Below are 12,183 nucleotides of genomic sequence, written 5' to 3' on the forward strand. Positions count from 1 at the left end.
AGACATGAGAAAAATATTCATCATACTAACCCTTTCACTTTTTGCAATTAGCTATTCGCAGAAAAAGAAAGATTTATATCTTTTTACGTCGTTTAGAGAACCCGCAACAGAAGGTTTATATCTGGCATACAGCGAAGACGGTTACAACTGGAAAGGATTAGAAGGATCGTTTTTAAAACCCGAAATCGGAGCCAGTAAAATTATGCGTGATCCGTCCATCACAAAAGGAGCAGACGGAACCTATCACATGGTTTGGACAACCGATTGGAAAGGCGGAAACGGTTTTGGTTACGCCAGTTCAAAAGACTTGATTCATTGGTCAGAACAACAATATATTCCTGTCATGAAAAATGAGCCAGAAGTGGTAAATGTTTGGGCTCCGGAAATTTTTTATGATGATGTAAAAAAAGAATACATCATTATTTGGGCATCAACAATTCCGTTTAGATATCCAAAAGGAGTAGAAGAAGAGAAAAACAACCACAGAATGTATTACGTAACGACAAAAGATTTCAAAACTTTTTCGGATACAAAATTATATTACGATCCAGGTTTCAGTGTAATAGACTGTGTTATTGTCAAAAAGGGAAAGAAAGATTATGTTTTGGTTTTGAAAGACAATACAAGACCAATGCGAAACATAAAAGTCGCTTTCGGAAAATCGCCTTTAGGTCCGTTTCAAAAAAGTTCAGAGCCTTTAACCGAATATTTGTCTGAAGGGCCAACAGTAGTAAAAGTCGGTAAAAACTGGTTGTTGTATTATGACAATTACGGTTCAAAAAATTATAAAGCGCTAAGCACAACAGATTTTGTTCATTTTGAAGATGCATCCTCAAAAATAAGCCTTCCCGAAGGACACAAACACGGAACGATTACAACAATCTCTGCAGACGTTTTAAAGGGATTAATTGACAGAAAATAAAAATCAGCTAAATCTGCCAAATCTGCGAGAGTAAAATTTTCTCCCGCAGATTTAGCAGATCAAGCAGATAAAAAAGTTTAGAAAAATTTCACGCAGATTTAAAAGTGATTTGAGCAGATTAAGCAGATTTTTTAATCTGTTTAAATCAAAAGGAATAAAATTAAATCTGCGCAAATCAGCCAAAATCTGCAAAATCTGCGTGAAACAAAAAAAAATATAAAATGATTGCTTTCCAAAACATAAAAACCAACATCATCACAGCCACAATCCTTTTGGCTTGCACCGCTGTAAATGCCCAGAATGATACTGTGCGTTATGTTGGCAAAACACTTTCAAACATCGATTATCATCACGGACAGTTAAGTCCTGCAGTTGGAGTTCACGCTACGCAAATTATGCGTGCAAGCCGTGAACATCCTGAAAAATCAGATGGTTTTGGTTGGACATACAACCACCAGCCGATGATGGCGTATTGGAACAATACCTTTTACCTACATTATTTAAGCGACCCATCAGGCGAACATATTCCGCCGAGCCAGACTTTGATTATGAATTGTAAAGACGGCGTAACGTGGACAAAACCAGAAGTAATTTTCCCGATTTATCGCATTCCCGACGGATGGAAAAAAGAAGGCGTTGAAGGCGTTGCGAAAAACTTGGACGCAATTATGCACCAAAGAATGGGCTTTTATACTTCAAAAGATAACCGACTTTTTGCTTTAGCCTATTATGGAATCGCAATGGATGAAAAAGACGATCCAAATGACGGAAAAGGAATTGGACGTGTCATTCGTGAAATCAAGAAAGACGGTAGTTTTGGCGAAATTTATTTCATTAGATACAACAAAACTTGGGACAAATCGAAATCGAAATTCCCATTTTATACTGCATCAAAAGATAAAGGTTTGAAAAAAGCCTGCGAAGAAATTTTATCTGAGCCCTTGGTTTTACAGCAATGGGTGGAAGAAGCCGATCGTGACGATGAATTGATTCCGTTACAGAAACCGTATAAAGCGTTTAGTTATTACCATTTACCAAACGGAAATGTAGTGGGTTTATGGAAACATGCTTTAACTTCCATCAGCAGAAATGGTGGAAAATCTTGGGATTATATGCCGTTGCGTGCGCCAGGATTCGTAAACAGCAATGCTAAAATCTGGGGACAAAAAACGTCAGACAATCGTTATGCGACACTTTATAATCCGTCAGAATATCGTTGGCCTTTGGCGATTTCTACTAGTGATGATGGATTGAATTATAAGGATTTATTATTGGTTCACGGAGAAGTAAGTCCTATGCGTTACGGCGGAAATTACAAATCGGCAGGCCCTCAATACGTTCGCGGAATCACAGAGAAAAACGGAACTCCGCCAGACGGAAAAATCTGGGTAGGATACAGCGTGAATAAAGAGGATATTTGGGTGGCATCAATTCCTGTTCCGGTTACTTCTGTAGTGACGGAAAATGTAAATGACGTTTTCAATACTCTTCCTGATGGACAAGAATTGAAATTGTGGAATACCTACGATCTTTCTTGGGCATCAACAAAAATCGAAAAGAAAGTCGATGGTAAAAAATGGCTGACGTTAAGAGATCAGGATTATTTTGACTATTCACGTGCTGAAAGAGTAATTCCTTTTGCATCAAAAATGGAAGCCGTTTTCACAGTAAAACCAGAACAAAATAATCACGGTTTATTGCAGGTTGAGTTTCAAAATAAACAAGGTTTACCTTCTGTAAGATTGATTTTTGATTCGGATGGAGAATTAAAGGTAAAAAATGGTGCGCGTTTGAGTTCGGTTACAAAATACGAAGCAAACAAAGCATATACAATCACAGTTAAATTAGATGCTAAAAACCGTCAATACACTATAAAAGTAAACGATGGAAAAGAATCAACAAAGATATTTTATGCGCCAACAGATGGTTTCGAGCGAATCATGTTCCGCACTGGAGAACAGAGACATTCGCCAGATCCAGACACAGCGCCAGATACAGACGATTACGACGACCTGCCTCAAACAGGAAAATTAATCCCAGAAGCAGTATTCAATATCGAATCTTTGATTACTAGAAAATTGTAAAGAAAAAATAGCCACGAATTCACGAATTATTTTATAAAAAGTGCGTAGTTATTTGCCACAGATTAAAATGATTTACACAGATTATAATCCGATTAATCTTTTAATCTGTGGCAGGAAAAATTAGAGAAATTAAACGCAAAGAAAAAATTTGAGTTAATTCGTGAATTCGTGGCGAAAAAAATACTATATAAAGTGAAGTTTTTTAAATACGTATTATTAGTTGTTACTTTCTTAATTACGTTCATTTCGAATGGACAAATTCTGCCTGTACGTTTAACGACAGAAATGGCTGAAAACCCATTAGCAGTTGTCGAGAATCAGCCGAAATTTAGCTGGCAATTGGTTTCAAAAGAATCCGATGCATCGCAAATTGCTTATTTGATTTTGGTAGCTTCTTCGGAAGAAAAACTAAATAACGACGATGGAGATATTTGGAATACGGGAAGAGTAAATACAGATAAAAACCTGCATATTGTTTATAGCGGAAAACCATTAAAAAGCGAAACCAAATATTTCTGGAAAGTGAAAGTTTGGAATCAGTCAGGGAAAGTTTCAAAATGGAGTAGAACAGCTTCATTCAGAACCGCTCCATTAGAATCAGATTTAAATCCGACTTGGATTGGAGCTATTACAAAGGCCGACAGTCATTTGCCGGAAGGTAGAAACTACCACACAGCCACTTTCAATAGAGAAAAAAAGATGTCCTTTATCAATGCATCCGATTCGTTGGCACGAAGAAGTATTATGCTTCGCAAACCTTTCGAAGTAGAAAAAGCTGTAAAAGAAGCTGTTGTTTACATTTCAGGTTTAGGGCATTACGAATTAACCATCAACGGCAAAAAAGTGGGTAACAGTCAATTTGCACCACTTTGGACCGATTATGATAAAACGGTTAACTACAATGTGTACGAATTAAGTCCAAAAGAATTTCAAAAAGGCGATAATGTAATTGGCGTTCTGTTAGGAAACGGAATGTACAATACACTTGCTGAAAGATATACCAAATTCTTCGTGAGTTTTGGTCCTCCGACTTTATTCTTTAAAATGAAAATCAAGTATAATGATGGTTCAGAAGAAATTATAAAGTCCGATAGAACTTGGAAATACAGTAAAAGCCCAATTACCTATAACAGTATTTTTGGTGGAGAAGATTACAATGCCAATCTAGAGCAAAAAGGCTGGAATAGAAAAGGTTTCAAAGATAGAGATTGGAAAAAAGTAGTGATTCAGGAAGCTCCAAAAGGAGTTTTAAGACCACAGACTGCACCACCAGTTACGATTCAGAAACAATACCAAGTTAAAACCGTAAAAGAATTGAAACCAAATTTCTATGTTTTTGATATGGGACAAAATCTTTCGGGATTTCCAACTATCAAAGTAAAAGGAAAAAAGGGACAAACGATTCGTGTTTGGGTTGCGGAAGGATTAAATGAAGAAGGTACAATCGCGCAGGGAAGATCTGGAAAACCTTATTATTACGATTACACTTTAAAAGGAGATGGAGTTGAAGAATGGACACCAAAATTTAGTTTCTACGGTTATCAATATGTTCAAATTGAAAATATCAATTATAAAGATGCTAAAAATGCTGAATTTCCAACTTTAGTAGATTTAAAATCGAATTTCATTTACAATTCCGCAGGAGAAGCAGGAAGTTTTACCTGTTCAAATGAGATCTTCAACAAAACGCACGAATTGATAAATAATTCGATCAAAAGTAATTTCCAAAGTGTTTTTACCGATTGTCCGCAACGCGAAAAGTTAGGCTGGCTAGAAGAAATTCAGCTGAATGGTCCGGGTTTAATGTTCAATTATAACTTGCAGACTTTCCTTCCAGCAACAATGCAAAATATTTCTGATTCGCAACGTGATAACGGTTTAATTCCGACAATAGTTCCTGAATATGTCATTTTTGGAGGTGATTTTACCGATTCTCCAGAATGGGGCGTAACAGGTGTAATCTTGCCTTGGATGTATTATGAATATTATGGAGATGCTTCACTATTAGAAAAATATTTTCCTGTAATGAAAAATTATGTGGATTATTTAGGAACGAAAGCAACAAACCATATTGTTTCGCACGGATTAGGCGATTGGTACGATTACGGAACACATCCTGCTGGATATTCTAAAAATAGTCCGATTGCACTTTCTGCGACTTCTCATTACTATTACGGAGCTTATTTAGTAGCCAAAGCATCAAAATTATTAGGTAAAACCGAAGATTTTGAGAAATACAATACATTGGCTTCTGAGATCAAAACGGCTTTCAACAAAGAATTTTTCAACGAAGAAACCAAACAGTACGGAACAAACAGCCAATTTAGCAACGCCGTTCCGATTTTTATGGATATTGTGGAGCCTCAGTATAAAGAAGCTGTAATGCAGAATTTACTAGCTGATATCAAAGAAAAAGGCGATCGTTTGACAACGGGAGATGTTGGAAATCGCTATTTATTCCAGACTTTGGCAAGAAATGGCGAAAACGAAATGATGTACAGAATGCACAATCATTATGATGCGCCGGGTTATGGTTTTCAGATTAAATTTGGCTTGACCACTTTAACCGAACAATGGGATCCTAGAAAAGGAAATTCGTGGAATCACTTTATGTTAGGGCAAATTGAAGAATGGTTTTACCAAAGTTTAGCCGGAATTATGTCTGATCCTGAGAAACCAGGATTCAAACATTTCTTTATTCAGCCAGAAGTGGTTGGCGACATGACTTTCGCTAAAGCGGATTATCAATCGGTTTATGGAAAAATTGCTTCTTCTTGGGAAAAGAAAGAGGGTAAGTTTATTCTGACAGTTCAGATTCCAGTAAATACAACTGCGACAGTAAAATTACCAGTCGCTAAAAATTCAGAAATAAAAATTGATAATAAAAAGGTTAGAGCAGGTTTTGATGAAAAAGCGCAAAAGCCAGTTTTGGAATTGGGTTCAGGAATTTATACAATCGAATGCACAATATAATGAAACGCGGATGACGCAGATTCGCTATCGCGAAAACACGGATTTACACGGATTTCTTTATTTGTTTTTAGGAAAAAGAAAATCCGTTTTAATCCGCGTCTTTACGAAGTAAATCCGTTTCATCCGTGTACCAACACACAACAATATTAAAATGAAAAATTTAAAATACATCTTCTTAGTTTCCATTTTTGCTTTGACATTTGCCAATGCACAAAGCACTTCTGACACTAATTTTAGAAAGCCAGTATCAGAAACACTGAAAAAAATAGAAACTCTTTTTAACGTAACGATCAACGACGACAGAGGTTTATTAAAAGGAAAAGAACTGGACTATGCCGATTGGAGAATTGAACCTGGAAATTTAGCGCTTTCGCTTACTAATATTCTAGCGCCGTTTGAATTGATGTATTTTAAACAACCCGATGGAACCTACATTATACGCAAGTATGAAAACCATAAAGTTTCGGTAGATAAAGGAAAGGAACGCTTGTTTTATTTAGAAAGCCTTTATTCGACGAAAGAGCAATGGGAGAAACGCAAAACGGAGTTAAAAGCTTGTATGATTGAATCATTTGGTTTGGATAAGGCGCCCCCTACACCGAAATCTAAACCACTTTTAACTCCAAAGAGAATCTACAAAGACTACAGTGTCGAAAATATTGCTTTGGAAATATTGCCAGGGGTTTATGCGACGGGTTCAATTTATAAACCGTATCCGTTAAACAAAAAAGCAGCTGTTATTTTAACTCCTGACGGGCATTTTGGCGACGGAAGATATAGAAAAGACGAGCAGTACAGATGTGCTATGATGGCTAAAATGGGAGCAATTGTGGTCGGTTACGATTTATTTGCTTGGGGAGAATCGTTACTACAATTTCCAGAAGAAACACACAGAAACAGCATTGCATCGACAGTTCAGTTGCTGACAGGAATTCGTTTATTGGATTATTTGGCAACCGTAAAAAATGCCGATATGTCTAGAGTTGGTGTGACTGGAGGTTCTGGCGGAGGATCGCACACCATGTTTTTGTCGGCGATTGATGACAGAGTGAAAGTTTCAGCTCCGGTTGTAATGGTTTCCTCACACTTTTCAGGTGGCTGTCCATGCGAAAGCGGACGTGGAATTCACTTATGCGGAAACGGAACCAACAATGCTGAAATTTCAGCTATGATGGCTCCAAAACCGCAATTGATTGTTTCTGATGGAAAAGACTGGACATTAGCGGTTCCGGAACTGGAATTTCCTTTTATCCAAAGAACGTATGAATTGTACGGAAAGAAAGATTTAGTGGAAAATGCGCATTTTGCAAAAGAAGGACATGATTTCGGAATTTCAAAACGTATGGCTTTGTATCCGTTTATGGCGAAATATTTAAATTTAGATTTGAATAAAGTGAAGAACGATAAAGGCGAAATCGATGAATCGAGTTGTGTAATTGAACCAAAAGAAAAGTTGTTTGTTTTTGGAGATAAAGGAGAAAAACTGCCGAAAAATGCCTTGAAAGACATCAACAAATTATATGAAATGTTTGGAGAAAAAAATCTGAAAGTTTACGAGGTTAAAAAGTGATAGCCACGAATTTCACGAATTGGCACGAATTATTTTTTCTGCCACAGATTAAAAGGATTTACACAGATTATGGAGATAAAAAAATCCAAATAATCCATTTAATCTGTGGCAAAACAAATTAGAGAAATTGAAATAAAAATTAAAAAAGAAATTAGTGCCAATTCGTGTAATTCGTGGCAAAAAAAAATATAATATGAAATTAAAAATTAAAATAACGGCAATCTGTTTTGGAATTTTTTCCTTGACAGCAACAGCACAAAGTGACCTAAAACTGTGGTACGATAAACCTGCATCAATCTGGAACGAAGCTTTGCCTTTAGGTAACGGACGCTTGGGCGCAATGGTCTTTGGCGATCCAGCGGTAGAACGTTTGCAATTGAACGAAGAAACCATTTGGGCAGGATCTCCAAACAGCAATGCACATTCTAAATCGATAAAAGCACTTCCAATTGTACGTCAGTTAATTTTTGATGGAAAATTTGATGAAGCGCAAGACTTGGCAACACAGGATATCATGTCGCAGACGAATGACGGTATGCCATATCAAACTTTTGGAAGCGTTTATATTTCATTCAACGGACATCAAAAATATACCGATTATTACCGTGATTTAGATATTAGTAATGCTACGGCAAAAGTAAAATACAAAGTAAACGGAGTTGAATTTACACGAGAAATTCTAACCGCATTTTCAGATCAGGTAATTGTAGTAAAACTTTCTGCTAGTCAACCGGGACAGATTACCTGTAATGTTTTCATGAATAGTCCGATTGATAAAACGGTTGCTTCGACAGAAGGAAACCAGATTATACTTTCGGGAGTTGGAACTAACTTTGAAGGCGTAAAAGGAAAAGTTAAGTTTCAAGGTCGATTAACAGCTAAAAACAAAGGTGGTGAAATTGATGCCAGCAACGGTGTTTTTAGTATCAACAAAGCCGATGAAGTGACTTTATACATTTCGATTGCAACCAACTTCAAAAACTATCAGGATATTTCGGGAGATGAAATTGCAAAAAGCAAAGACTATTTAGCGAAAGCCGAAGTAAAAGATTTTGAAACAATAAAGAAAGTCCATGTTGATTATTACCAAAAATTCTTCAACAGAGTTGCTTTAGATTTAGGTTCAAATGATTTGGTTAAGAAACCAACAAACGAAAGAATTCGAGATTTCTCAAAACAATTTGATCCGCAATTGGCGAGTTTGTATTTCCAGTTTGGACGTTATCTTTTAATTTCAAGTTCACAGCCAGGCGGACAGCCAGCTAATCTACAAGGAATTTGGAACGACATGGTCACTCCGCCGTGGGACAGTAAATATACGACAAATATCAATGCCGAAATGAATTACTGGCCGGCACAAGTAACCAATTTGCAGGAAATGCACGAGCCTTTTGTACAAATGGCAAAAGAGTTAGCGGTAACTGGTGCAGAAACAGCTAGAACGATGTATAATGCAAATGGTTGGGTTCTGCATCATAATACCGATATCTGGCGTGTAACTGCTCCAGTAGATTCAGCTGCTTCGGGAATGTGGCCGACTGGCGGTGCGTGGGTTTGTCAGGATTTATGGGAAAGATATTTATATACAGGAGATAAAAAATATTTAGCAGAAATTTATCCAATTATGAAAGGTGCTGCTGATTTCTTTTTGGATTTCATGGTTATTGATCCAAACACAAAATATTTAGTTGTTGTGCCATCAAGTTCTCCTGAAAACACACACGCAGGCGGAACAGGAAAATCGACAATTGCATCGGGAACGACAATGGATAATCAGCTGGTTTTTGATTTGTTTACGCATGTTATGGAAGCTTCGGCATTGGTTTCTCCAGATCCTGTTTATGTGAAAAAAGTAAGTGATGCTTTGGCAAAAATGCCTCCAATGAAAGTCGGAAAACATAATCAATTACAAGAATGGCAGGACGATTGGGATAATCCAAAAGACAATCACAGACACGTTTCACATTTGTACGGATTGTATCCAAGTAATCAGATTTCACCAATTAAAACGCCTGAATTATTTGAAGCAGCTAAACAATCGTTGATTTACAGAACAGACGAATCTACAGGCTGGTCTATGGGCTGGAAAGTGAATTTATGGGCGAGATTATTGGACGGAAATCATGCTTATAAATTGATTCAGGATCAATTGCATTTAGTAACCGCAGATCAGAGAAAAGGCGGAGGAACGTATCCAAATATGTTAGATGCGCATCAGCCTTTTCAAATTGATGGAAATTTTGGATGCACAGCCGGTTTTGCCGAAATGCTAATGCAGAGTCAGGAAGATGCGATTCATTTATTGCCTGCTTTACCAACGGTTTGGAAAGACGGAAGCATTAAAGGCTTGGTTGCCAGAGGTGGTTTTGTAATTGATATGACTTGGAAAAACAATAAAGTTTCGGAGTTGAAAATCTATTCGAAAATTGGAGGAAACTGTCGATTGAAAGTAGAAAATACATTGAAAGGTTCTTCGCTTAAAAAAGCAAAAGGAAAAAATCCGAATCCGTTGTTTTACGATGTGGAAGTGAAGAAACCAATTATTTCTAAAGAAGCAAAACTGCCTAAAGTGCAATTGCCAATTTACAATATTTACGATGTGAATATGAAAGCAGGGCAGACGTATACTTTTACTGGAAATTAAAATATTTTAAAACCATATAAGTGATATAAGGAAATATAAAGTTAGGACGTTCCTGCAAGGTTTCTAAAACCTTGTAGGTATAAATGATAAACTTGGCGATTAAAAATAAGATACCTACAAGGTTTTGGAAACCTTTCAGGAGTGAGAAAACGTAAAGGTCTCTTGCGTGAGTGATGGAAGTGGAGCTCTTTTTTGTGAGGCTTTTTTAGCCGAACAAAAAAAGCGGGAACGGACAGCACGACCCGGAGGGACACGCCCAAAGAATTAGTTTTAAAATAATAATTAGAATATGTTACAACATTTTAAACATAAAATAATAACACTTTCAATAGTAATCGCTTGTGTAAATAGTGGTTGTAAATCGACTGCGGAACATTCCCAAAAAGGAAAATCGGTTATTTTAAAAGAAAAAAACTTCAAACATTATGTTGATTATTTCAACACGATGGAAGATGAAAACTTAAAATTTGCGATTCCGAATGACAGTGCCTGGGCTTGGATGGAAAAGAATATTCCGTTGTTTGAATGTCCACAGCAGAATTTTGAGGAAATCTATTATTTCAGATGGTGGAGCGTTCGAAAACATATTAAAAATACACCGCAAGGATTTGCAATTACAGAGTTTTTGGTAGATCGTTCCTATGCCGACAAATACAATATGATCAGTTGTGCTTTGGGGCATCATATCAACGAATTCAGATGGGTTCATGATCCTAAATACATTGAGCAGGATGTCAAACTTTGGTATCGAGGAAATGATGGAAAACCAATGAATAAATTGTATAAATTTAGCAGTTGGACAGCCGATGCTTTGTACAATCGTTATTTGGTGAATAAGGATGAAAAATTCTTATTGGATTTGTACCCAGACATGGTTGCCGATTATGCTGTTTGGGTAAATGACCGTCAGCGTAAAGATGGATTGTTTTGGCAACATGATGTAAAAGATGGAATGGAAGAATCCTTAAGCGGCGGACGTAAAGTACAAAATGCAAGACCAACGATTAACAGTTATATGTACGGAAATGCTGTAGCGATTTCTAAAATGGCTGAAATGAAAGGCGATAAGGTTGCGGAAACAGTATATAAAGCTTTAGCTTCTGTTCTCCAACAATCAATACAAACGAAATTGTGGAATTCAAAAAGTGAGTTTTTTGAAACTTTGACTGAAAAAGATACACTAGCACAAGTTCGTGAGGCAATCGGATTTATTCCGTGGTATTTTAATCTTCCAGAGCAAAACAAAGGATTTGAAAAAGCTTGGGAGCAAATTAAAGATGAAAAAGGATTTTCGGCTCCGTTTGGTTTGACAACAGCAGAAAGAAGAAGTCCGAGATTTAGAACACACGGAACAGGAACCTGCGAATGGGACGGTGCAATTTGGCCATTTGCAAGTTCGCAGACGTTAACGGCTTTGGCAAATGTTCTGAATAATTATAATCAGAATTATGTTGGCAAAACCGATTATTTCAAGCAGATGGATTTGTACGTTCAGTCGCAGTATTATAGAGGAAAACCTTATCTTGGCGAGTATTTAGATGAAACAACAGGATATTGGTTAATGGGCGACAGAGAAAGAAGCCGTTATTATAATCATTCCACTTTCAACGATTTGGTGATTACAGGTTTGGTAGGTTTACGTCCAAGAGCTGATGAAAAGATTGAAGTAAATCCGTTGATTCCGCAAGAAAAATGGGATTGGTTTTGTTTGGATAATGTTTTGTATCATGGCAATATTATTACCATTCTTTGGGATAAAACAGGAGAAAAATATAATAAAGGAAAAGGTTTTAGAATCTTTAAAAATGGGAAGGAAATTGCGGTTTCTGAGAAGTTAGAGAAGTTAATTTCTGAATAAATTGAGAATCGTTGAGCGGAATTTTTTCACGCAGATTCTAAACAGATTTGAGTAGATTAAAATAGATTTTATTTTTTTGATCTCTAATCTGTTTAGAAATATGATAATAAAAATCTATGAACATCAGCTTAA

Annotated in this window: 6 protein-coding genes; all 6 read left to right on the forward strand. The window is 36.6% G+C overall.

Annotation, left to right across the window (positions count from 1 at the left end; all coding sequences use genetic code 11):
* The first annotated feature begins 4 nt into the window (after positions 1–4).
* Positions 5–922: a glycoside hydrolase family 43 protein gene (locus RB618_RS14770; protein WP_308069436.1), complete on the forward strand. Its 918-nt coding sequence runs from the start codon at positions 5–7 to the stop codon at positions 920–922.
* 221 nt (positions 923–1,143) lie between these two features.
* The gene (locus RB618_RS14775; protein ID WP_308069437.1) at positions 1,144–3,006 is read left to right on the forward strand and encodes a six-hairpin glycosidase; all 1,863 of its coding nucleotides are present in this window, start codon (positions 1,144–1,146) and stop codon (positions 3,004–3,006) included.
* 192 nt (positions 3,007–3,198) lie between these two features.
* Entirely contained in the window at positions 3,199–5,979 is a 2,781-nt protein-coding gene (locus tag RB618_RS14780; RefSeq protein WP_308069438.1) for a glycoside hydrolase family 78 protein, read from the forward strand.
* 151 nt (positions 5,980–6,130) lie between these two features.
* Positions 6,131–7,549 (forward strand): acetylxylan esterase, encoded by a 1,419-nt coding sequence (locus RB618_RS14785; RefSeq protein ID WP_308069439.1) that lies wholly within the window; start codon positions 6,131–6,133, stop codon positions 7,547–7,549.
* Positions 7,550–7,742: 193 nt separating this feature from the next.
* Entirely contained in the window at positions 7,743–10,193 is a 2,451-nt protein-coding gene (locus tag RB618_RS14790; protein WP_308069440.1) for a glycoside hydrolase family 95 protein, read from the forward strand.
* Positions 10,194–10,482: 289 nt separating this feature from the next.
* Positions 10,483–12,051, forward strand: a complete 1,569-nt coding sequence (locus RB618_RS14795) for a glycosyl hydrolase family 65 protein (protein ID WP_308069441.1) — start codon at positions 10,483–10,485, stop codon at positions 12,049–12,051.
* The last annotated feature ends 132 nt before the right edge of the window (positions 12,052–12,183 follow it).

The sequence above is a fragment of the Flavobacterium sp. LHD-85 genome (assembly GCF_030929595.1).
GTDB lineage: Bacteria > Bacteroidota > Bacteroidia > Flavobacteriales > Flavobacteriaceae > Flavobacterium.

Bases quoted from the DNA above. Each gene is read 5' to 3' on its own strand.
- RB618_RS14775 (WP_308069437.1), top strand. From the start codon at position 1,144: ATGATTGCTTTCCAAAACATAAAAACCAACATCATCACAGCCACAATC.
- RB618_RS14770 (WP_308069436.1), top strand. From the start codon at position 5: ATGAGAAAAATATTCATCATACTAACCCTTTCACTTTTTGCAATTAGC.
- RB618_RS14785 (WP_308069439.1), top strand. From the start codon at position 6,131: ATGAAAAATTTAAAATACATCTTCTTAGTTTCCATTTTTGCTTTGACA.
- RB618_RS14790 (WP_308069440.1), top strand. From the start codon at position 7,743: ATGAAATTAAAAATTAAAATAACGGCAATCTGTTTTGGAATTTTTTCC.
- RB618_RS14795 (WP_308069441.1), top strand. From the start codon at position 10,483: ATGTTACAACATTTTAAACATAAAATAATAACACTTTCAATAGTAATC.